This is a genomic window from Nitrospira sp. SG-bin1, assembly GCA_002083365.1.
In the GTDB taxonomy this organism is placed as follows: Bacteria; Nitrospirota; Nitrospiria; order Nitrospirales; family Nitrospiraceae; genus Nitrospira_D.
Window position 1 is genome coordinate 1 of sequence record LVWS01000028.1, and the last position, 22,757, is coordinate 22,757.

Sequence of the window (22,757 nt, forward strand, 5' to 3'; positions counted from 1 at the left end):
ATGGCCCATCTTTCGTTGCTCCGGCTGGCCCGACTCGTCCAGCCCTGCACACGAGGGCGTGTCGTAGCGACACGTTGATGCACACACCACCCCTTCTGTTTCAAGATCCGGTACACCGCCTTGCGATTGACGACCATCCCATTCCGCACGCGCAACAGTACCCACAAGCGCCGATACCGGAAGGTGGGATGCTGCTGGATCAGCTGGTGTAACCGCTCGGTCCACGGCGGGTCAGCCGTCGGGTATCGCGCCTCGCCCCCTCCGTCCGATGTAGGCTAGCGCGGCTGACGCCGAGCACCTGACAGCTTCGTCGTTCCGAGACATCCGGCAGCGTCCCTCTATACGCGTCGGATGTCTTTCGGTCCAAAGGGGAGGGCTTCAACGCCTCCCGTAAGATGTCCTTATCGAGGACCAGATCGCCGATCTTCTGCTTGAGCTTCTTGATCTGCTCGTCCTTCACCGCGTCTTCATCCTTCGGGCGACTCCGGAGCGCGTTCTCGGCCCCCAACAGAAACTTCTCGCGCCAATCTTCGACTTCCGCCATGGTCAGGCCATGCTGCCGAGCGGCTTCGGCGACGGACGTCTCGCCTTTCAGGATGCTGACGACCAGCGCCACACGCCGTTTGGCCGTCCATCGTTCAATCGGTTCGGTTGCATCTGTTGCCATCTTGCCACCTCCTCGGTCCACTCAGGACCCTGTCGTGAAGGTGGTCTCAATTTCAAGGGGAGCAGGATAAACGGCTGGTGCGTCTGCCCAAGAGAACGTGGCAGAAAGCCTGTGAACAGGTTGGGCTCAAGGGTAAGCTCTTTCACGACCTGCGTCGCACTGCTGTTCGAAATATGGTGAGGGCTGGGGTCTCTGAACGAGTAGCGATGGAAATATCCGGACATCGAACGCGTTCTGTATTTGATCGTTACAATATTGTCCATTCGAGCGATTTGATAGAGGCAATAATAAAACTGGAACGACAAGCTTCACAGGATAAAGCTACCCTCCTATTCCCAACAGGCGAGCCAATTGAGGAAGCGTTTCTGCAATGAACTTGTGAAGGGCGGTTGCCGTCGACATTGCACTGCCTACGCTTTTTATTCGATCCAGTATAGCCTCCATGACACTGGGGTTTCGCTCTTCGGCTTCTTTCTCAATTTCTTTTATCAGCCCGTTCACTAGGTTTAAGAGGTCCGTCTGTTTTTTTTGGTGCTTTTCGTCTAGCTCTTTAACTGCAAGAACAAGTTCGTCAATGAGTCTTGCTGCTTCCTGTTCTGGTCCTCCACGAGCGATAAGGTTTTGAATAGAGGTGCCTACTGAGCCCAAAACGATGTTGTTGACATTATGGCTACCACTGATTCGGATCGAGGCCATTGGAGCCTCCTCAAGGTCTAAATGCCTGACTTTTATTTTACGGTGAAGCTGTTGCTCTAGTTCTCCTCGACCATTATCTAACGCCAGCATCACTACTTGCTTATCTTGCTCCCATTGCCCTGAGAACTCCCTTGCTAGAAGCCCACGAGCTTCCAAAAACATTTCCTGAATGGCATTGTTCACTACACCTTGAATCTCTATTTCCGACGTGAGGCCCAGCTTCCTACTATTCTTGAGGATACGATCAACAAACTTACTCAGCACTTCTCTCACCAAATATAGGCAGTGGCGCCCAGTAATTTCAGGGACATCGCCTCTCGTGATATTACGAGGCCTCTGGGGGCTTTCTAAAAGAGCTTCGTAGAAATTGGAAGGAGGGTATCTTAATTCATCTTTGGTAGCATGAAGTAGGTATTCCAGCGACATATCATCAATATCGCTCATTAAACCTATTCAGCCAGTCTATATACCGGTGAGTAGAGCACAGTTCTGAGCACAGTTAGACCCTTCGACTGCATGAACGGACAGTTAAGCCATTGAAAAATTGGTGCCCCCGATACGAATTGAACGTACGACCCGCGGTTTAGGAAACCGCTGCTCTATCCAACTGAGCTACGGGGGCGTAGGCCGAACTGTAGCGCACTGACGAGAAGATTGGAAGGGGAGGGTGATCTACGCCGATGCTTCACCAGGACCGTCATAAAGGGGTGTGGCGTCACATAAGAATTCCTCCGCCGTCACGATGCCCTGCACCTCGTGCACATGGATGCAACGATGGCTCATCGCGCGCAACGCCGCAAACAATCGATGGGTGGGCGCCATGGGTCTTGGAACGGCGGGGCAGGGGCAGAGTAATGAAAAGCCCTGGCGCGTCACGTGACGCGCCGATTCAACCATCCGGTCCACCAGCCGGTCGACGTCCATATCGGTCAGGCCGGCGGCGGATAGGGTTTCAATGAGGCCGGAGATCAGCGCCGTGCTCGCGTGATAGCGCTCCAGCGCGTCGACCAAACAATGGGACATCAACCGTTCCAATTGTTGTGCGTTGAAGGCTCGTGCCACATGGATCATCGCCAACGCTTTCGACGGCGGCTGCCGGCGGTTTCTCGCCGACCGCTCGACCAGAGACGCATCGAACGTATGCACTCCGTCGAGATACACAACGGGGCGTCCGGACAGGGCGTAATCGACAAGAGCCTGGAGGGCTATTTTCGACACGGCGGGGTGACCATACAGCAGGGTCAGCCGATCGGATGCATGCAGCGAAACGACCGGGTGGGCTGGATCTTCTCTGCCGCACGTCAACGTTGTCGGACGTGGAGCACGCTTTCTGTGGCTGAAACGCTTCCCATCCGTGTTCGGTAATGGAGGCCTTCCTTCTTTGGCTTCTGTGGTCGTCATGTTCGGTTATCCGCAACATCCGCCCGCGAAGGCTTGCCGCTGCCGAGAGGCGTTCCAACAGGTAGGGCAGAGGTGAACCGTGGAGTGGGTCAACCCGTCGATGGATTCCATCCGGTGCTCCACGACCATTCCACAGTCAGAGCAGGGACCTGGTGTCATCAATGGCGCCCTAGGCTCTTGGAGTATCATGTGTTCCCAGTTTTGTATTTGAACGGACACGTCGGTTGCAGACTGCCGACATGAAGCCTCTATCCCGCTTGGATTTCATCAAGCCGCGGAACCGTTCTAACAGAGAGCCGACGTGGCTTTGCCGCAGTTCCCGCTGGATGCTCTGCAATCGGTTGTCCAGCGCTGCTACGGATCGTTCCAAATCCATCAATTGGTCTTTCGTGAGAGAGATTGATTCTGTCGCGAGCATCGTTCCTCCTTTGGGCTAGACGGCACAATGCCGGATGACGCCGATGACGAGTCCTTCGATCTGAAACTCATCCGATGGCCGGACCACGATCGGCTGCATCGTTTCATTGGCGGGACGAAGTTCAATGTGTGCTTCCTTCTTGAAATACGTCTTGATCGTGGCCTCGCGATTCACCAAGGCGACGACGGTCTGCCCGTTTTTGGCCGTGCCTTGTTTGCGCACCACGACGAGGTCCCCGGGTAAAATGCCGTCGTCTTTCATGGACTCTCCCTTGACTTTTAAGGCGAAGGTCTCTCCGCTTCGCAACATACTCGGAGGGATGTCCACGAGTTCCGATTGCGGCACCGGTTCGATCGGGGAGCCGGCTGCCACCAAACCGGCCATTGGAACGGCCGTCTTGCGTCGCAATTGGTTCAGCACCACCGAGACGATCCCGGGAATCCTTCGCATACCGGCTTCATAACGCGCCACGGAGACCCGAGTCGTGTGGAGGGCCTCGGCGAGTTGTTGCTGCGTAAGGCCTAATTCTTCTCGGATGTGTTTGAGGTCTTGTGATCTCATGCTGTATCCATTGGTAACATCTTCCTGCATGTCTGTCAAGAGGATAGTCGGGATATTTGTGAAGCCCCTGTGGACAACTTTTTTGCTGGAAGAAGATCGCTCAGCTGGGAGCGGACAAACATGGTTCGGGCATAGAAGCAGCCGACTTTTTCAGCTTTTCAATTACAAAGGGATCCAAAGCCACAAGATGTAGTGGGATATATTGGCCTTCATACAATGATTAAAAAATAGGCAAAAAGGTCCCGCAAGACGTATTTCATCGATTCCTGCATCACGGGGAGAGTTGCGCACAGGTTTATCCACAGAAACTGGGGAGAGTATCGCTATTCCATTAACTCTTCATTCAGGGCTACGGCTTTGATATGGGCGAAGACGTGCTGGCCCGGTTTCAGTCCCAAGGTCACCAGCGATTTTTTCGTGATGCTGGCGACGAGCGGTGCTCCGATGTCCAACAGCACGTCCACCGACGTGTGATTGATTTCCCGTATCTCGACGATCGTCGCGTCAAGAATATTCAGCACGCTGGTGGGGGCATTGATCCGGCCGACGACGAGGGTGACGTCGCTGGACAGGATGTGTACGCGCATGGGCTGTCCGATTGCGACAGGCTGGAGCGGCACGGACAGCGATTGGCCCATGCATTCCAACTGAGTCAACCCATACTGAGGATCGTGACCGGTCACGCGAGCGTCCAAGATAGCGCCGATTCGATGGGGTCCCAACGTTCCTCTGAAGTCCAATGCCGTGAACACCTCATTGAGCGTGCCTGCGCCGACGACGTGGCCTTCTTTCAGAAGGATGACACGGTCTGCCAGTTGAAGAATTTCGGCTAGTCCATGACTCACGTAGAGCACGGGGATGCGTAGGTGCTCGTGAAGCCGACGGATGAAGGGAAGCAATTCTTGTTTCCGCTGAAAATCGAGCGAAGCGAGCGGTTCATCCAACAATAGTAGTTTGGGACTGGTCAGCAGTGCGCGACCGATCGCCACTCGTTGTTGCTCACCGCCGGAGAGCTTGTGAATGCGGCGATCGAGCAGATGGCCGATTCCGAGAATCTCGACCACCTGTTCCAGCGTAATTCGGCGTGCTTCAGGAGAAATGCGTTGATAGCCATAGAGGAGGTTCGAACGGACATTGTAGTGAGGGAATAGGCGCGGCTCCTGAAAGACATACCCGATCGGACGTTCGTAGAGCGGCAGGCAGCGCCCGAGGCCCTCGTCCTGCCACACCTCCTCGCCGAATTGCATGAAGCCACGAGGTGCCCGTTCGAGCCCCGCGAGGCATCGTAAGAGCGTGGTCTTCCCAGATCCGGAAGGCCCGAAGATGGCCGTAATGCCCGATGTCGGCACATCGATATCCACGTTCAGGTGGAAGGCCGACAATCGCAGGTCAAATCGTGCGAGCAAGCGATTCATGAGACGTGGATGGGAAACCGACGGTTCGCGACGTACACGGCCAGCAACACGAGAAACGAAAAGGTCAACAAGACGGCAGCGATCGCATGGGCTTGGCCATACTCCATGGCTTCCACATGCTCAAAGATCGTGGTGGAGAGGACTCGTGTTTGCCCAGGAATCGATCCACCGACCATCAGCACGACGCCGAACTCGCCTATCGTATGGGCGAATCCGAGCACGACGGCGCTGATATATCCCCGCAAGGCGATCGGCGAAATCACGGTCAGAAAGGCATCGAGTTTCGAGGCGCGCAGTGACCAGGCTGCTTCCAAGGGGGCTTTCCCGACGGCTTCAAATGCACCCTGGAGAGGTTGGATCACAAAGGGCATGGAGTAAAACACCGAGGCGATGACCAGTCCGGTGAATGTGAACGCCAGACTTAGGTTTGCCACTCGTCCAAATGGTCCATGTGGACCGAGCGCGATGAGCAGGTAAAACCCGAGTACGGTGGGAGGAAGTACGATGGGGAGTGCCACCAGCGCCTCGATGATGGGTCGGATGCGTGAACGGGTATGGGCCAGCCACCAGGCGAGCGGCGTCCCGATGAGCAGGAGCACGATCACCGTCGTGGCGGCAAGCCGCAAGGTCACCCATAAGGCACTCAGATCGACGTCCGTCATTGGTCTCCTGCTGCTACTTCAGCTCATAGCCATAGCGTTCGATGATCGCTTGTGCTGTCGGGCTCCCGAGAAACTCCATGAGCGCTTTGGCGGCCGGGTTTTGTTGACTCTTTGTCAGTAAGATGACGTCTTGCCTGATGGGCTCGTGCAGATGTTTCGGTACATCCCAGCGAGCTCCTTTATGTTTGATGTTCGGGTCGATGACTTGAGATAAGGCCACGAAGCCCAGCTCGGCATTCCCGGATTCAATGAATCCCATGGTCTGCCCGAGGTTCTCTCCCATGACAATCCGAGGCCGTACCTTTTCCCAGACTCCGAGCTTCTGCATCGTCTGTATGGCTGCAACTCCATAGGGAGCCGTCTTGGGGTTTGCGATGGCCAGATGTTTGAAGTGTTCTGAGCGGAGGGTTTGTTCTCCCTTCATGAGATCGAGATTGGGGCTCCAGAGGACGAGACGGCCTATTGCATAGGTAAATCGAGACTCCTTGACGCCCAATCCTTCCTCTTCCAGGAGCTTGGGCCGTTCCCCGTCGGCGGATAAGAATACGTCGAACGGCGCGCCGTTCTTGATTTGTGAATAGAAGTTTCCGGATGATCCGGCAGCGACTCGAAGCGTATGGCCGGTCGTCGTTTCAAATTCTATCGCCAGTTCTCGGAACGGAGGAATGAAGTTGGCGGCGACCGCGACCAAGGCCTGATCAGCGAGAGCCGGTGTGACACCTGTCACGATCACGACAAACATGCACCATGTAAGAAACCGCTGTTTCATGGTCAGCCCTTTCTAGATCCTCACTCGTACGGCCGCATAAAAATAATCACTATCTTTGTTTCCGCCGGCCGGTAATTGGGCAAGGATGGCGGGGTTGTCAAAGTACGAGCCTTTGAACCAATGGACGTATCCGACATCGAAATCGAGGTTGGCGTTGAGGGCCCATTGTGCTTGGAGCTCGACATCGTGCCCTAACGACGAGCCGGCTTGCCCGTTGGGAGCCCGCAGGCCGGAATTCCCGAATTCGCCCTCGGCTTGAGCCAGGTACCAGACACGATGTTTGACCTGCACCATCCAGTCTTTTGCGGGGACGGCGATCACTCGCCATCCGGGTGAAATCAAGTTCGTTCTGGCAAATGGACCCCAGATGCCGGTCGGTCCGTACTCCCAACGCCGAGCGCCGAACAACGAATCGAATCCTTCATCCTGGCTATCGCCCGGCCGGCGATCTCCGCTGGCGTAGTCGAAGTGAAAGAGAACCCGTGGCGTCCAGCGAATATTGAACGTATATCCGAGGTCCAAGTGTTGGAGATAGGCGAAGTGGTCGGTCGCTCCTCTGGTTCCGATCTGCCAGGTGGTCTCAATCTCATAATCCGGCTCTCCCGGTTTGGGATCTTTATACAGGCGCCCGCCGAACGTGGAATACGTTCGATGGTCCGCCACGTTCGCCACGCGCTTATCATTCAATCCCAAGTAGTAGGCGTCCATCTGGAACCAGGGAAACTGCCGAGCCTCCAAGTATGTTCCCCAGAAGAACAACTTGCTATTCTGTTGATCGAGTCGCACATCGTCCCGAAGCACCGGCTCCACCACGAAGGCCCTGAGCCGCCAGACTTGGCCCTGGCTGACTTGCCAATGAAACCCATCGAAGGAATTGACGGTGTTTCGGAAGGCATTGCGCGCAATCAACCGTCGGCTCCCGAAGTCCATGGTCATGCGTCCGAAGTGAAAATCGGTCCGGAGGCCGCTGCCCAATGTATTGTGCAGGGTCAGCGATCCGAATAGCTGCAAAATGTCAAACTCATTGACCGTGGTCGCATCACGGAAATCACCAAGGTCTTTGTCTAAAAACGAACGCGAATCCTGGCCCTCGAACAGGAATCGCAGAGGACCGTTTCCGCCCAATCCGAACCGGAGCCGTGAGCGGAGGGCGATTTGTGCGTCCGTCCGTCCGTTTCCAACTGTCTGGCTTGCGCGCCAAGGATGGTCGTACGACTCGAACCGAGTTCGGTTTTCGAGACCCAGATCGATCCAGTCCGGCAAGCGGAGGGCGGTCTTTTCGTAGCGAAGCCAGTCGATCTCCCGCCGCCGATTGAGCACGGCATCGGCCGGTTCGATCCAATTCTTTCCGGTTTGATCCATCGCTTTGAAATAGCCGTCATGGGTGATCACGTGCTTATCGTGCATGAGTTTGAGCACAGGGTCTTCCGTGTTCTTGAACTCCCATTTTCCGTCTTTCTCAACGAGCTCGCCATAGTCGACGGCGTTCGCCGAGCCGACTCCCGTCAGAAAAACGACCGCGCTGAGGAGGACGTAGTAAAAAGGCTTGCTCGTCAGGCGCGCCATGCTTGAACCTTTCCGGTCTCGCCGGTGTCGTATCCTCCAAGCGCGGCAATCTCGTTGCGGAATGGGCGGCTGGCCAGCGTCTCAAAAAGGTGCGTCAAGGTCGGATGGGACTTGAGGTACGACTTGGGCACCACCAGGTCATAGCGCGCTGCCTGAAGCGGGACGAAATCCAGGTCGAACAGTTGTGCGGCGGATCGAATTCCGATTCCCGCTTCAGCCTGACGTTGGGCAATGGCCCTTGCAACATCGAAATGCGTGGATGCGATACGGTCATACCCACGAACTTGCGCCGGTTCTATCCCGGATGTCCGTAACCGCTGATCAAGCAGCAGTCTAGCCCCAGAACCCTCTTCGCGATTCATGAGCGTCACCATTGGTTCTGCAAGATCGGCTGCCGTGCGAATGGACAGGGGGTTGCCTCGTCGAACGAGAAATCCTTCTTCCCAAGTCGCAAAAGTCACGACCTCGTAGCCGGATCCTTTCAGTGATCGCTTGAGAAACGGCAGATTCGATTCGCCCGTCACCGGATCGAAGAGATGCATGCCGGCGATATGCACCTCGCCGCGTTGCAGAGTTTGGAGTGCCGCCATGCTGCCCATCGTCCAACCCACGACCGTGGTGTGATCTTTCTGCCGTCGCAGGTGTTCGCCAAGCAAAAAAATCGCGGGGTCACAACCGGCCACGGAGATTTCTTGTTCGATCGCGTCTCGATCGCGAGAGAGTGTGACGCGGACCGGGCTGCCGGCCGGCTTGCCGTCTGTCTCGGTGACATATCCGTCGGCGGGGATGGCGAAGGACAGTTGCTCGCCTAAATCGGTGACAGGACGTACGACCGTTCGCTTGCCGACCATGGAGACTTTGACCCGGATTGGTTGAGTCCTCATCTCGGCTGGAGGGAGATGGCCGATGAGCTCGCCTTCAATGATGTCCTCGGTAGGAGCCAGGCTGAACAGGTCCTCCACGCGGCATTCGAGTACTGCGGCCAGCTGGAGAGCAACAGCCGTCGATGGCAAGTACAGATTTGATTCAATGGCTGAAACAGCTTGCCGAGTCATGCCGGTTCGCGCGGCAAGATCGCTCTGAGAAAGGCCTCGGGCTATGCGAATCGCCTTGAGGCGATTGGAAAATTGTGCGGGTATTGCTGAGTCAAGTTCGGGAACAACCATGTTTTCTGATAGCAATAATAATTGATTGATGTCAAGTATATAAACTGGAAGAGCATAATATAAGTAATTATTACAATATGTTAAAACTATAAAATTTTTATTACAAATTACGATAGGAATAGTGTAGTATGCCGTGAATTTGGAGCCAAACGTGACTTTGGAGCCAAATATAAAAACGTAGAGGTTGGGAAGAAAATGAAAGCACCTGCACTTCTTTTGGGAATCAGTTGCCTCCTCATAAGTGTGTCTCCAGTGTCGGCAGAGGAGACCATTCGTGTCGGCCATTTCCCGAACATTACCCATGTGCAAAGTCTCGTGGCGCAGCATCTTTCCAGGATGGGAAAGGGTTGGTTCGAGGAGCGCCTGGGTCAAGATGTGAAGATTGAGTGGTATGTCTACAATGCCGGTCCGAGTGCGATAGAGGCAATCTTAGCCGGTTCGATCGACCTGACCTATGTGGGACCCAATCCGGCGTTGAATGCCCACACAAAATCGAATGGAGAAGAGATTCGAATCCTTGCCGGTGCTGCTGCAGGGGGTGCCGCATTGGTGGTCCAGCCGGATTCCGGGCTCAAACAGCCGGCAGATTTCCGTGGGAAAACCATCGCGACGCCACAACTCGGCAATACCCAGGATATTGCCTGCCGCGCCTGGCTGGCCAACGGTGGATTGAGAGTCACACAGACCGGCGGGGAGACCTTCATCGTCCCGACGCCGAATCCGGATCAGATCTCCTTGTTTCAACAACGAAAGCTCGATGCGGTCTGGACCGTTGAGCCGTGGGTATCTCGCCTTGAACATGAAGCCGGAGGCAAGGTGTTGCTCGAACAGTCGAAGGAAAGCGTCACCGTTCTCGTATCAGGGGTGAAATTCGTGAAGACCAAACCGGAGTTGGCGCGAAAGTTTGTCCAGGCCCATCGCGAGCTCACTGCCTGGATTCTCGCGCATCCGGAGGAGGCCAAGAAGATGGTTCTGGAGGAGTTGACCGTCGAGACACAGGCCAAGGTCTCGGCCGAGTTGGTCGCCCAGGCGTGGAAACGTATCACCCTGCGCCCGGATGTGTCACTTGAAGAGTTTCAGCAATTCGTGAGTAACGCCCAGCGTGCAGGGTTCATCCGCACCATTCCAGATCTATCCAGGCTCATCGAAAGGTTGCCCTGACATGCAACCCGTGGTTTCTTCTCCAGATACGACTCCGACCAAGCTTGTGTTGGAACATGTCTCGAAGTGGTTTCGGACCAGTTCACTGCATGTTCAGGCGCTGGACGATGTGACGCTTCGCATCGCAGAGGGCGAATTCGTGTGTCTCGTCGGCCCGAGCGGGTGCGGAAAGTCCACCTTGTTGAACCTGATCGCGGGTCTCGAACGGCCGGACCATGGAACCGTGCAAGCAGATGGACTGACCATCATCGGGCCGGGGCCGCATCGGTTGATGATGTTTCAAGAGGCCGCGTTGTTCCCATGGCTCACGGTGCTTGGAAATGTCTTGTTCGGCCTTAAGCTCGTTCAGGGATTGAGCGCATCGGAGCGCCGTGAGAAGGCCGAATATTTTTTGGAACTCGTGGGGCTGAAGCGGTTTATGCACTCCAACGTGCATGAGCTCTCAGGCGGCATGAGACAACGTGTCGCGCTGGCTCGATCGTTGGCGCCGAACCCCAGCGTGCTCTTGATGGATGAGCCGTTCGGGGCGCTGGACGCGCTGACTCGCGAACAGCTCTATGGTGATATCCAGCGCATCTGGAGTCAACATCGCAAGACCATCGTCTTCGTCACGCATAACGTGCGGGAAGCCGTCTGTTTGGGTGATCGAGTCATCCTGTTTTCGCCGAATCCGGGACGGATCAGAGAGGAATTCTCCATTCCACTTCCTCGCGCGCGTGATATCAATAGTGTGGATCTAGCCCGCTATTCGACGGAGATCACTCGCGTTCTCAAGGGGTATGTGCAGACGGAGGTGACGGGATGATCGCACGGTGGGCGGTGGCGTCTCTCTTTTTTGCACTGCTGATCGGCCTGTGGCAGCTGACCGTCAATGCCCAGATCTGGTCACCGTTACTCTTGCCGTCACCCACGAATGTGGTGGTCTATCTGTGGTCCGCCGTTGAAGACGGCACCCTGTTGGAGGCCACTCAGGTGACGGTGCGACGCCTTCTCGTCGGATACGGGCTGGGAATTCTTGTCGGCCTGCCATTGGGCCTCCTCACTGCGTCTTTCAGATGGTCTCAGGACACGATCGGTGTCCTGGCATTGGGCCTACAAACGCTTCCGAGCGTCTGCTGGGTTCCGTTGGCCCTGCTCTGGTTTGGGCAAACGGAAGCAGCCATGCTGTTCGTTGTGGTAATGGGGACGTTGTGGTCCTTGATCATCGCCACCGATACCGGTGTGCGGACAATTCCTCCGATCTACAGCCGTGCAGCCCGCAGTATGGGATCGTCCGGCTTTCACACCTGGACGCATGTGATTTTGCCGGCGGCGCTTCCCTTTCTCTTGAGCGGTATGAAGCAGGGCTGGGCTTTTGCGTGGCGATCGTTGATGGCCGCGGAAATCTATGTGACGATTCTCACCGGTTTCGGCCTCGGCCATCTGTTACATTATGGACGAGAGTTGCATGCGATGGATCAGGTGATCGGCGTCATGCTCGTCATTGTCATGATCGGACTGGCGGTCGATAAGACGCTGTTCGCTCCGGTTGAACGATTTCTTCATCGCCGATGGGGCACTGCACGTCAATAACTCTTCGTCGAAAGGATAAGCCATGGCCATTGGATACCGCACACTGGGTTCAACTGTGTCGGCCATCGTGTTTCTCTGTGTGCCGATCGTCATGGCCGGACAATTCGGCACGCCGAAAGACGATGAAGGCACGCGCATCTTCAAGGCGGAGGAACATCCGTCTTACAGCGGACAGTTTCACCTGACCGGCCAACAGGCGTTTCTGATAGGCAGTATGAACGATCGTTCGCCGTGGGATCACATGGACTACGCTGGGAAACGACTCCAGTCGGTGCAAGGGACGATCAATATCGACGTTGATGAACGCACGAACAGCGGACACGTTATCGCTGAGTTTACAGAGGGCCCTGATCGATATCGCATCGTCATGGATCGGTTCGCCGCAAAGGCACCGTTTCAGGACGGCGGTATCGCGACCAGGATCTATGAACATGGCGATTCCGGGAACGGCGACCCTCTCTATCCGAAGACGTGGCTCTATCTCGGTGGCTGGGGTACGGCGACGGTGTTTAAAAACGGGGACGTGCTCTACAAGGATTACGACGCCCATTTTATGGTGATGGAACGGTCTCGGGATCCACAGACCCACGAGGTCCGTTATCCGGTGAAACGCTCGCTGCCTGGCGGCGAAACGGATCCGGCCGGGATGGAAATCGACCTATGGGTCCGCTCGAAAGAGCAGAACACGAACAATTTCCCTCCTTTTGAAATCTTTGTCCATCTCTGCTGGGAAGAAGTCACCTGGCGGAGTGTGGGGAAATAGATGAGCGCTTTTCTCGGCGTTCTCATGACAGTTGGATTTGGAGTGGTTACTGCCCCGGTTTACGCAGCAAGCGAATCTCCAATAGGCGCTTTGCATGACCACCTTCCTGATTCGCCGCTTATCTATGTTTCCGATTACTTCTCCTTCGTCGGACACGACGGTCAAGGCAAAGTGGCATTCGCGCTCGACAACAGTCGCGGGCGAGACGGGGACGCCTATCAGGCGCAGCACTTTTTGGTCCTGTATGATGAGAAAACCGGATGGGCGCGGCTGGATGGCAACAGCCGGTATGAGAATACCGGGAAAGAGCTCAAGACGATCCCCGGCTCACCCTTCTTCCGATTTCAGGGGACATCAAAAACGGGCATGACGATTATGGGCGAGAGTAATCGGCTCATGTTGAAAATTGAGCCGATTCCATTGCGAACCAGTCGGCGGAGTGACGGTGCGGCAATCTGGATGGGTTCGGCACCGGCTGTCCTCACCTGGCGAGATCGAGTCATACCCGGACGGGTCATCCATGAGTACTTCATGATGCCGGACTTCAACCGCCTCACACGGACGTACTGGGACCTGTGGAAGGAATACCAAGGGTTTTATCTCAAAATAGGCACGGACGGTGATGTGTATCTGCATCGCCAGCGCAGTGAGCGACTGGCCCCGTTGATGGGCTGGCTCGACGGATTTATGGTTTTCAACGCCGTAACGGACACGATGAAGGATATGAACGTCGAAGTGCTCGACCGTGAACAGGCGAGGGGCTTGTATCGCTGGCCGACCGCTTGGCGTATCACCTGGACAGGACCACAGGGGCCGGCTGCATTGATTCTCAAACAATCAGCCAGAACCAGCATCTGGAACTTCGCGATCGGCGGCTTCTCGATGGTCGTGGTCGATGGCGAGTTGGAGTATGGGGGCAGGAAGCTTCCCGTTTACGGACTCGTAGAATTGATCATTTAATATTTAGATCTCACTGTTGGTGTGGTTCAGGTGCTGGAGTTGCCTACGGACCATTCTGCCACAACCGACGGAACCACAAGTATCGAACCCCTCGTAGAATGAGGAAGGTCAGGGTAGTTGGGAGCCAGATCCATTGGATCTCGCTGGCGAGGATGCGCAAAGCCTCGGAGCTGAAGAACTGACCAATGCCGATCGGAGACACGGCAACCGGTCGAAACGGGAAAAAGTATCGGGTGGGGTCAAATGGAGAAAAGAAGGCCACGCCAAGCCCTCCGTCCGTCAGCGCGTCGAGCACCCCATGTGACGCCGTGCAGAGAAAGAGATAGATCCCGACTCCGGTTTTTATCTTCAACGATTCTTGCCGATGGCCGAGTGCGACGAGCGCGGCGCTGAGGCAGGCGGCGAAGAACAGTGAATGGGTCATGCCGCGATGGCCCCAGAGGTCACCGTAACGAATGCCGAAGGCAAATCCGATGACATCGAGATCCGGCACGATGGAACACACGGCACCTGTCAGAAGGACAGGCCATGTCATTGCAGGATAACGTAAGCTTTTGCCCAGGACGAGCGCGACGAACGCGTGAGAGAATGCCGAGGCCATGAAGCTGTCTTGTGCTCAAAAGAATGAACGTCAGAACCCGTTCTCAAAACCATTCTGTCGCCACGCCTCGTAGACAATGACCGCGACAGCATTCGAAAGATTGAGGCTGCGGCTTTCCGTGCGCATGGGGAGACGAATGCGCCGTTCCGCCTCGAACGATTCAAGCAGCGCGGCCGGTAGTCCGCGTGTTTCAGGACCGAAGATGAACACATCACCTTGAGCGTAGTGAACCAGGTCGTAGCGTCTGGTTCCCCTTGTGGAACATGCGAACAGGCGTTTAGCGTCGAATTGGTCGGCGCACTCCACCCAACTGTCGTACACGCTGAGCGTGGCAAACTCATGGTAGTCCAATCCGGCCCGTAGCAATTGTTTGTCCTCGAGCGAAAAACCCAACGGCTTCACCAAGTGGAGTCGCACGCCGGTGTTGGCGCAGAGACGGATGATATTGCCGGTATTGGGGGGAATTTCCGGTTGATAGAGGACGATATCGAACATCTGATGGGCAGTGTATCACGGTGCCCACCTTCTGCACGACGTTCGATGGAGCACCTCAAAAACGGTTTAGGTCGCTGAAGAGGGAGGATTGTACCCGTGAGGATTGCGGCTTTGCCACCGCCACGCGTCGGCGCACATGTCGGCAAGGTTGCGTTCAGCCTTCCAGCCGAGAAAGGCCGCCGCCTGGCTTGGATCGGCATAACAGGCCGCAACGTCGCCGGACCGGCGAGGCGCAACCTTGTAGGCCACCCGTTTGCCGCTGGCCTGCTCGAAGGCCCGCACAATATCCAGCACGCTGTATCCGGTCCCGGTTCCAAGATTGACCGTGAGGCATTCTGCATGGTGCGTTGATTGTCCGAGTGCGTCCAAGGCTTTGAGATGTCCGAGGGCCAGATCCACGACATGAATATAGTCGCGCACCCCGGTACCGTCGGGAGTTGGGTAGTCATCCCCGAACACGTTCAGATGCGGACGGAGGCCGACCGCCACCTGCGCCACGAATGGCATCAGGTTGTTCGGCGTGCCCTGCGGGTCTTCCCCGATCAATCCGCTCGCATGCGCGCCGACTGGATTGAAGTAGCGAAGGATACCGATGCGCCAGGAAGGGGCGCTCCGCTGCAGGTCCCGCAACATGTGTTCCACCGTCAGTTTCGTCTGCCCGTAGGGATTGGTTGCCGAGAGCGGATGATCTTCCGTCAGCGGCAGCCGTTGTGGGTCGCCGTATACCGTGGCGGAGGAACTGAACACCAGCGTTTTCACCCCACAGATGCCCATCGCCTCCAACAAACGTAACGAACCGACGACGTTGTTGTCGTAATAGGTCAGCGGCTGTTGGACCGACTCGCCGACCGCTTTGAGACCGGCAAAATGAATCACCGATTGCGCGCCGCTGTCGCGCAACGCTTCCACCAGCGCCGACCGGTCGCGGATGTCGCCACGGATGAAGCGGAGCCGTTTCCCCGTAATCCGTTGCACACGTTCGAGGGATTCAGGATGGCTGTTGCAGAGATTATCGAAGACGGTTATGTCGTGTCCCGCCTGGAGCAGCTCGACGCAGGTGTGAGACCCAATATATCCCGCCCCACCTGTGACCAGAATCACGCGGCACCTCCGGAAGAATTGTCCTCTTGGGTTGACGTAGCCAGACTAGCGGGATCATGAAGGCGGGTCAAGGAACTGAATGGAACAGCAATGGGATTCAGATAAACCGCGCCGGTACGGCGGGTGACTCAACGTATCATCGGCTATCAACATCTAAGGTGCGCATAGACGGACAAGGAATACCAATGGGTGGGGGGGACATGACCGTCGTCAAGAATGGGCCGCACGCAAAACGCCCTGTGTGGTCAATCATTCAGTGTTTCCTACGGCTTCTTTCTCACAGTTCTGAAGGTGATGGAGTAGCGCAGTTCTTTGGTGGGTGGGATGGAATGCTGCCATTGAAAGCGGGCCGCGCCTGCCAAGACATAGATCGAACGCGGTGCGAGGAGGATTTCGGTTGTTCTTCTCGTCGCTCCTATCATTCGCTGAAACCGCATGCGGCACACCCCTGCCAGCGAGATGCCTACGACCGATGGGCCGAACATCGGCGCATCCCGACGCCATCCGATGCCGGCTCCCTGTGCATAACGGCTGATGAGGACCTCTTCGACGGTCTCGGCAGGAACACTGATCAATGAAGCTGCTCGTTCTCTGATAGACACCAGCCACGATGGGATGGGATCTGCCGGAGAGAGCTGCCACGAATCATAACCGTAATTCCAGCCGAAATGGACGACCTGTCGTTTCGCGGTCACTCCGTGCATCCGCACTTCGGAGAAGGAGAGAGTGCGGATATGATTGAGGAGATCCTGTTCTTGATCAGTCGTGATCCAATCGGGGAGGTACTGAAGCCCTTGAACTTCGACCAACTCTGATAAAGAAAAAAGCATGATGTATTGTAACATCCATAGAAAAGACACAGATCCACGCGCGGTTTTCCCGCGCCGAGGTTCCTGATATAGTCGATTTCTGCACCGTACCCTCGTGAATATGAATACATCCGGACCGTTGCGAATGTGTAACAATCCTCAACCGAGTCTCCCGTGCATGGCTGTTATGGTGTACGCTGCTTCTCTCGCAGCTGCCTTGACCGTGAATGCAGTCGCCCATGCAAATGATGTGGCGATGCTGCCGGACAACGTCTTAGAGCGAGCAAACGCCGCATGGGACAGCGGAGCGATTACGACGGCACTGGACGTCTTGGACCAGGGTATCGGCGTCCATCCCGAAGCCATGACGCTGTATAGATTGCGCGGAGACATTCTCTCTACGTTGCGAGACTCGAAGGAAGCTGTTCAGGCGTATGATCGAGTGCTCGCTGCGGAGCCCGCTGCGCTGGATGTCCGCTGGGCCAAGTGGGGCCTGCTGGTCCGGTGGGGGCAGGAAGAGGAGGCGATAGTAGAACTGCGCAACATCGCGCGGATCGATGCCGAGAATCCGCTCATCCATTTTCGGTTGGCGCAAGAACTGCGAAAGCTCGATCGGTTGGAAGAATCGCTGGAGTCGTACAAGCAGGCGGTGGACCTCATGCCGGACATACTGGGCTGGCGACTGGCGTTGGCCCGTGCGCGTTTTGACGTGTTGGATTATCAGGGGGCGGATGCCGACCTCCACCACGTGCTCCAGCATGTACCGCCAGGTTCTCCGCTTGAGCTTCCGGCCAAGAATCAATTGGCGCAACTCCATGAGTCCATGGAACGTGGCCGACGTTTTCAGCCGGCGCTGACTTCCGCTGCCACCGCGACTCAACTGAAGGAATGGGCTGCCATTCGGTCGGAGGCCTGGAAGCTGTTCGAAGCCGGCCGCTTTCGGGAGGCCGAGCCGGTCTATCGCAGATTGCTGGCGCTCAATCCGGACGATCCGATCGCCACGCACCAATTGGGCCTGACGCTCATGCAATTGGGGCGATGCGAACAGGCGCTGGCGGTTTTCGGCAACATGTCGAATCTCAATCCCAGCGAGGAAGACTTTGCGGACACGACCTTTCGGATGGGGCAGTGCTATGTGGAGTTGGAGCGGTGGGAGGAAGCCTTCATTCATTTCCAGATGCTGTATGACGCGGCTGTCGAATTTGAGCAGGCCAATAAGGATGTCCCTTTCCCCGCCGGTACCCGTGTCCTGGCAAAAGAGAAGATTGCCCGCTGGCTGGAGAAGGTACGGCCCCACGTCCCTGAACTGGTGAAGCTGAAAGAGGAAGAGGCGAAAGCGGAGAAGCAGTCAGGCAACATGACTTCTGAATTACCAGAGGAAGCTCTGTTTGCGAGGGCCGTAGAAAGACTGAAATCACAGAAGACGCTGGAGACCGGAGCGGCGATCGTGGGTCGGGATGCGGATTTCAGCTGGTTTCGATTTGTGATTCCGGCAACGAAGGTCGTACGAGACGATTTTCCAACCGGCGCCCACGAATTTATCCCGCTGTATCCGGGCGATACGTTTCCCGTCACACAACCGGACATCTACTTGGTCTTTAAGCTGGTATCCGATTCGTTCGATGCCGTGCCGTTGACCGCACGATGCGGATTGGAAACATCCGATATGACGGAAGATCACCAGACAACGGTCCAGGATCGCGTCATGACCACGACGAACGATCGATCAGGATACTTCCTCCTTGCTTCGCCGAAAAATGGGTGGGCGCCAGGTCTCTATCGCTGCGGCCTCTTCGCCGGAGAGCAGACTTCAGCGTATTCCTATGTGGATGAAGTTCGGTTCCGGATCATTGAACCCAGTCCTGGCCGGGGAGATAGTAAGGACAGGACTGTCCACTAAGATACGAGTAGATTCCCTGTCTACACGGATGTAGAGTGGAAACATGGTCTTGTCTCAAACTCCATCAAAAGATAATTGGTGGTTAAGAGGTGTCATCGCGCGATCCGTCGGCATCATCGCCATCGCCCTCGGGTTCGTCATCGGCATGTACGGACTGGATCATCCTGACTCACATTGGCTGCAGACCGCACTGGGGTTACTCGTGACCGGGATGGTGGCCCAAGGCTACGCGCTCTACTGTTCGATCAAACGGATGCAGCAACTGAATTCCTAATCCGCCCCCTCACTCGGTACGACCAGCTCCGATACCATAGCATCAGCCACTACTAATCGGCTCATGACTGACGTTGGTATAAAAGACCCCGGGACCTTTTCATCCCTTATGCCTTTGTACTTGCTTCTCTATTGTTTACTGTAGTGTTCCTTTCTGGGCAGTTTGAGAATGGCTGCGGTGAGGTCTTCAATGGCCTGACCACGAAGGATGCGATTAAGCAGTTCAACTCGTGCTTCATCAAAGTCATTGTTGTTGATTGGGCTCTCATGAGCAGCAATTATGAGATTGTAAGGGGTAAGAAATGTTTCTCGAAGTTGTGCTTCACCGTTCAATTCAATGACGCTGCCATCAATGACAGCGGCTCCATCGTCATACTCGGCTCTTGTTATTGGCTTCCCGCGAAATAGTGCGAACTCCTCTTTCGCATAGCCTCTGAGTGCAATCTGATCCGGGATGTGTGAAGTATCATATAGCCCTGATGGCTGCGAGGGTCTGGCTTTGATGTACAAGAACTCTTGATAGTAAGAGCCTGCATTCACCGCAGCTAGTTCTTCGATTCTGAGCTCTTGATGATCAAGTAGGACTGTATCATTCGACAAAATCGAGAAGTGTTGAATATACATATCACCTGAACGCCACCACCAAATAGGATGAGCATTCCTAAACACATAAGGCTTGGTAAAGAAGATCTCAAGGCGTCGAATTGCCACCGCAGGATTGCGAAACCACTGAATTCCACGAACACCAGGGAATGCTTTGGCAAATCGCTCGCTGAAAAACTGCGTTGAGGTTTCGTGTCTCAATGAGGGTAAACTATCCTTCTTAGACGTATGAATGGCAACGCGATTCAGGTCAGGCTTTGAGCTGCTCTCTCCGCTGGTTGATTCAACCGGTGGTGAGATTTTATTCTCCTTTCCGTTTCCAGTTGGTAACTGAACCGCTTGGACAATCTGCTCTGCCAACATAGGGATACCACGCTCTGTCGAGATGGCCATCTTGTCTGCTAGGACGGCAGAATATTTGAGTATGTCAGCGTGGGTTACTTTGTGCCAAACCGGCAGAATGACCTTCCCTTCGCTGAGTTCTCTTTGTACTAGCCCGTCGAGCTCTCGCTGGGGCCAACTTTTTGTAAAGAAGTTTCGGCTAAGCACAACGACTCCGAAACGTGAACATCCTAGGCCTTCATCAATCTTTCGACGGAGACTATCTCCAATTGTTAGTACAGAGCGATCAACCCAAACACGTAGGCCGTGCTTCTGCAATTCTTTTGCGAGTGGATCGACGACTGCACCTTTGTCCTCACTCGCATGGCAGATGAAGATGTCCCATTGCTTTCTTCCCTTTTGTGCATCTGTGTCCGCCATTGAAGAAAGCGGCATTGATAAGGGTGTCTGATCGCTCCAAGCCCAGCCGTCGTGCGTCACGAGGAGATGGGTCATGTCATGGAATCTGATTAACCCCTTTGTCTTCAGTTCCCCAACATGGAACATAGCTTCTTGAGAATTTTGCGCAGTTGCCAAGGGATAGTCCCATTCGGGAGAGAACTCTACCGGAGCGCCCACGTGATTTGTCCGTCTGATGAGCATCTGCAGTAACCCAGTAGCCCGATCTTTGGGAGAAATGTTCTGCATAGCTTGACCCAGTGTCTGAATATTCGATGAGACTAGCACCTCTGTGAGCTTGCCATGTTCATGCCCTTGACGAGTATAGGCAGATAGCCAAGGTCTCAAAGCAATAGGAATATCGCGAGAGGAGTAAAGAGTGCCTGATATGGAAAACTTCCCGCATCTTCGACATTCTATCTCATAGGCGTCTTTGTCAGCCTGGCGAGTCGCTGAAAGCAGTTCGGCATCACACAGAGGACAGGGAGAGGCCTTTCCTTTGCTCATGTTCATTGGTTAGCCGAAATGGAGTGTGGAAGCATCCTGCCTCTTGCAGATCTCATGGTCCACTCGTGTTACAAGAGATGGTAAGGTGAGGCTTGCAAATAGGCCTCGAAAGAATCTGTTGCCAAGAATTTCCATGCCTGAGAGTAACACCGCTTGACATTGCTTCGAAGCTCAGGGCTTCTTTGCCACCACCTTGCCGTTTTCCCACACGTAGATGGGCGTCCCATACATCTTGGCGGTTTTCCGAGCCGCCTTGGCAGCTCGGCGGAGTGCGCGACCGACAGCCTCTGAAAAGGCTTTAGTCTCTTTCTTCCTTGTTGCTTTCCTCATGGGCCTTCCTCCAGCAGTCGTGGAGCGTCTCCTGAATTTTCATAGACCGACCAGGTATCGGCCAGTGGACGATAGAGCGTCTGAAAGTTGTGCCAGCTCCTATGGAAACGCCGTATCACATCTACGCGCGGGACATTATGTCCACCTTGTTCGACTCTAGCTGCTACTCGTTGTAGTGCGAGTTGGGGGGATGACAGCGAAAGAAATACGATTCTGATCGCGTACCCCGTTGCTTTCCAGTTCTTCAGGAGATGCAGATAGGTTTTCCCACTGAGCGTGCTTTCAAAAGAAAAGTTTCTTCGTGATTTGGCCAAACGGGATAGCTTTTGTAAGAGAAGTCGTCCAGCTTGCCTTGCCGCTAATTCTGGGCGGAGTGGTGACAGGCCATTAGCGATGAGGTCGGCGTTGACAAAGTGGACCACGGCGCCTTCGCGTGGAAGAAATTCTCTCGCGAACGTGGTTTTCCCCGAGCCATTTGGCCCGGCAATAAGAATGCAACGCGGGTGTCGAACCGGTCGGTCGTCCACTGCCACGATCAGCCAGCGACAGGCTGCTGGTACTCCACTTCGATCTTGAAGCCCAGATCCTCGATCATGCCCCACACTTCGGGAGCCGGTGCTCCTGGTGTCGTCAGGTAGCCGTTTACGAAGACGGAGTCGGCGGGATAGAGCGCCAATGGTTGAAGGCTACGCAGGTTGTGTTCCCGGCCGCCCGCGATGCGGATTTCAGTCTTGGGATGGAGGAACCTAAAGAGACAGAGCACTTTCAGACAGCGCTGTGGGGTCAGCTGGTCGCAATTCTCCAGGGGTGTCCCTACGACAGGATGCAGGGTATTCAAGGGAATCGAATCCGGCTTGACGTCACGAAGCGCCATCGCCAGCTCGATCACGTCCTCGTCCTTCTCACCCATGCCGACGATGCCGCCGGAGCAGATTTCCAATCCCGCCGCACGCGCGTTCTTGATCGTCGCCAGCCGGTCTTGGAAGGTGTGAGTCGTGCAGATCGACGCGTGGAAGGCTTCGCTGGTATTGAGGTTGTGGTTCACGCGATCAACCCCGGCTGCTTTCAGGCGCTTGGCTTGGGATTCACTCATCAGGCCGAGTGAGCAACAGATCTGAATCGGGATTTCCTGCTTGATGGAGCGCACGGCTCCCGCGATTTCATCGATTTCCCGATCCAGCGGGCTGCGCCCGCTGATGACGATGCAGTAGCGCTGGGCTTTGGAGGCGGCGGCTTGTCGCGCACCGTCGATCATCTTCTTTTGTGGCAATAAGTTGTACCGCTCGATCGGGGCGGTCGAAATCGAAGACTGCGAACAATAGTGGCAGTCTTCCTGGCAGGCACCGCTCTTGGCATTCTGCAGCATTTGGAGACGGACGGTTCGGCCGAAGTACGTGGAACGCACTTGAAAAGCCGCATGGAGCAAGGCCAGCAGGTCATTATCCGGTGCCGTCAAGACGGCATGGCATTCTTCTGTCGTCAGAGGCTGGTCGTGGAGCGCTTTGTCCGCCCAAGTCATATAGCTCATGAAATCCTCAACAAGATTGCAAGGTGGTGGTCCGTTCCCTGATTGTCGGTCGG

General features: G+C 55.4%; 23 protein-coding genes and 1 tRNA gene. 7 read left to right on the forward strand and 17 right to left on the reverse strand.

The genetic code is table 11. The annotated features are described in order from the left end of the window. Window positions 1-199: 199 nt before the first annotated feature. From A4E19_18755 to A4E19_18805, 11 genes are all read right to left on the reverse strand, one after another. Entirely contained in the window at window positions 200-667 is a 468-nt protein-coding gene (locus tag A4E19_18755; protein OQW34054.1) for a hypothetical protein, read from the reverse strand. A 321-nt stretch (window positions 668-988) separates the two neighbouring features. Then, window positions 989-1,789, reverse strand: a complete 801-nt coding sequence (locus tag A4E19_18760; GenBank protein ID OQW34055.1) for a hypothetical protein — start codon at window positions 1,787-1,789, stop codon at window positions 989-991. Window positions 1,790-1,908: 119 nt separating this feature from the next. Continuing rightward, window positions 1,909-1,985 (reverse strand) — tRNA-Arg (locus tag A4E19_18765). Window positions 1,986-2,035: 50 nt separating this feature from the next. Continuing rightward, window positions 2,036-2,764, reverse strand: coding sequence for a hypothetical protein (locus A4E19_18770; GenBank protein ID OQW34056.1), 729 nt, complete (start codon window positions 2,762-2,764; stop codon window positions 2,036-2,038). Between the two features lie 169 nt (window positions 2,765-2,933). After that, window positions 2,934-3,182, reverse strand: coding sequence for a hypothetical protein (locus tag A4E19_18775; GenBank protein OQW34057.1), 249 nt, complete (start codon window positions 3,180-3,182; stop codon window positions 2,934-2,936). A gap of 15 nt (window positions 3,183-3,197) precedes the next feature. After that, window positions 3,198-3,743: a hypothetical protein gene (locus A4E19_18780; protein OQW34058.1), complete on the reverse strand. Its 546-nt coding sequence runs from the start codon at window positions 3,741-3,743 to the stop codon at window positions 3,198-3,200. A 323-nt stretch (window positions 3,744-4,066) separates the two neighbouring features. Beyond that, window positions 4,067-5,158, reverse strand: a complete 1,092-nt coding sequence (locus A4E19_18785; protein ID OQW34059.1) for a molybdenum ABC transporter ATP-binding protein — start codon at window positions 5,156-5,158, stop codon at window positions 4,067-4,069. Beyond that, window positions 5,155-5,820 (reverse strand): molybdenum ABC transporter permease subunit, encoded by a 666-nt coding sequence (locus tag A4E19_18790; GenBank protein ID OQW34060.1) that lies wholly within the window; start codon window positions 5,818-5,820, stop codon window positions 5,155-5,157. Before A4E19_18790 ends, A4E19_18785 begins: the two co-directional genes overlap by 4 nt. A gap of 13 nt (window positions 5,821-5,833) precedes the next feature. Beyond that, window positions 5,834-6,589 carry a molybdate ABC transporter substrate-binding protein gene (locus tag A4E19_18795; protein OQW34061.1) on the reverse strand — a complete coding sequence of 252 codons (756 nt, stop codon included), beginning with the start codon at window positions 6,587-6,589 and terminating at the stop codon, window positions 5,834-5,836. A 12-nt stretch (window positions 6,590-6,601) separates the two neighbouring features. Continuing rightward, window positions 6,602-8,155: a hypothetical protein gene (locus A4E19_18800; GenBank protein ID OQW34062.1), complete on the reverse strand. Its 1,554-nt coding sequence runs from the start codon at window positions 8,153-8,155 to the stop codon at window positions 6,602-6,604. After that, window positions 8,143-9,321, reverse strand: a complete 1,179-nt coding sequence (locus A4E19_18805) for a hypothetical protein (protein ID OQW34063.1) — start codon at window positions 9,319-9,321, stop codon at window positions 8,143-8,145. The genes A4E19_18800 and A4E19_18805 overlap by 13 nt, the downstream gene beginning before the upstream one ends. A gap of 195 nt (window positions 9,322-9,516) precedes the next feature. On the opposite strand from A4E19_18805, the gene A4E19_18810 reads away from it, so the two are divergent. The 5 genes from A4E19_18810 to A4E19_18830 are packed head-to-tail and all read left to right on the forward strand — an operon-like array spanning window position 9,517 to window position 13,777. Then, complete coding sequence (locus A4E19_18810; GenBank protein OQW34064.1) at window positions 9,517-10,482, forward strand: aliphatic sulfonate ABC transporter substrate-binding protein; 966 nt, start codon at window positions 9,517-9,519, stop codon at window positions 10,480-10,482. Between the two features lies 1 nt (window position 10,483). Next, a complete protein-coding gene (locus A4E19_18815; GenBank protein ID OQW34065.1) occupies window positions 10,484-11,287 on the forward strand; it encodes a nitrate/sulfonate/bicarbonate ABC transporter ATP-binding protein in 804 nt (267 codons plus the stop codon). Beyond that, complete coding sequence (locus A4E19_18820; protein OQW34066.1) at window positions 11,284-12,054, forward strand: ABC transporter permease; 771 nt, start codon at window positions 11,284-11,286, stop codon at window positions 12,052-12,054. Before A4E19_18815 ends, A4E19_18820 begins: the two co-directional genes overlap by 4 nt. Before the next feature lie 22 nt (window positions 12,055-12,076). After that, window positions 12,077-12,817: a hypothetical protein gene (locus A4E19_18825; protein ID OQW34067.1), complete on the forward strand. Its 741-nt coding sequence runs from the start codon at window positions 12,077-12,079 to the stop codon at window positions 12,815-12,817. Beyond that, window positions 12,818-13,777, forward strand: coding sequence for a hypothetical protein (locus A4E19_18830; protein OQW34068.1), 960 nt, complete (start codon window positions 12,818-12,820; stop codon window positions 13,775-13,777). A gap of 43 nt (window positions 13,778-13,820) precedes the next feature. Here A4E19_18830 and A4E19_18835 read toward each other — a convergent pair whose 3' ends face one another. From A4E19_18835 to A4E19_18850, 4 genes are all read right to left on the reverse strand, one after another. Continuing rightward, a complete protein-coding gene (locus A4E19_18835; GenBank protein ID OQW34069.1) occupies window positions 13,821-14,378 on the reverse strand; it encodes a hypothetical protein in 558 nt (185 codons plus the stop codon). A 30-nt stretch (window positions 14,379-14,408) separates the two neighbouring features. After that, on the reverse strand, window positions 14,409-14,873 hold the full coding sequence (locus A4E19_18840) for a tRNA (cytosine(34)-2'-O)-methyltransferase TrmL (GenBank protein ID OQW34070.1): 465 nt from the start codon (window positions 14,871-14,873) through the stop codon (window positions 14,409-14,411). 66 nt (window positions 14,874-14,939) lie between these two features. Continuing rightward, window positions 14,940-15,974 carry a UDP-glucose 4-epimerase gene (locus tag A4E19_18845; GenBank protein ID OQW34071.1) on the reverse strand — a complete coding sequence of 345 codons (1,035 nt, stop codon included), beginning with the start codon at window positions 15,972-15,974 and terminating at the stop codon, window positions 14,940-14,942. A 263-nt stretch (window positions 15,975-16,237) separates the two neighbouring features. Next, window positions 16,238-16,804 carry a 2OG-Fe(II) oxygenase gene (locus tag A4E19_18850; protein ID OQW34072.1) on the reverse strand — a complete coding sequence of 189 codons (567 nt, stop codon included), beginning with the start codon at window positions 16,802-16,804 and terminating at the stop codon, window positions 16,238-16,240. A 166-nt stretch (window positions 16,805-16,970) separates the two neighbouring features. Between A4E19_18850 and A4E19_18855 the strand changes: the two genes are divergently transcribed. Both A4E19_18855 and A4E19_18860 read left to right on the forward strand, forming a co-directional pair. After that, window positions 16,971-18,683 carry a hypothetical protein gene (locus A4E19_18855; GenBank protein ID OQW34073.1) on the forward strand — a complete coding sequence of 571 codons (1,713 nt, stop codon included), beginning with the start codon at window positions 16,971-16,973 and terminating at the stop codon, window positions 18,681-18,683. A 43-nt stretch (window positions 18,684-18,726) separates the two neighbouring features. After that, a complete protein-coding gene (locus A4E19_18860; GenBank protein OQW34074.1) occupies window positions 18,727-18,957 on the forward strand; it encodes a hypothetical protein in 231 nt (76 codons plus the stop codon). Between the two features lie 128 nt (window positions 18,958-19,085). Here the strand turns inward: A4E19_18860 and A4E19_18865 are convergent, their stop codons facing one another. Then, window positions 19,086-20,852, reverse strand: coding sequence for a hypothetical protein (locus A4E19_18865; GenBank protein ID OQW34075.1), 1,767 nt, complete (start codon window positions 20,850-20,852; stop codon window positions 19,086-19,088). Window positions 20,853-21,711: 859 nt separating this feature from the next. Next, window positions 21,712-22,704 carry a biotin synthase BioB gene (locus tag A4E19_18870; GenBank protein OQW34076.1) on the reverse strand — a complete coding sequence of 331 codons (993 nt, stop codon included), beginning with the start codon at window positions 22,702-22,704 and terminating at the stop codon, window positions 21,712-21,714. Between the last annotated feature and the right edge of the window lie 53 nt (window positions 22,705-22,757).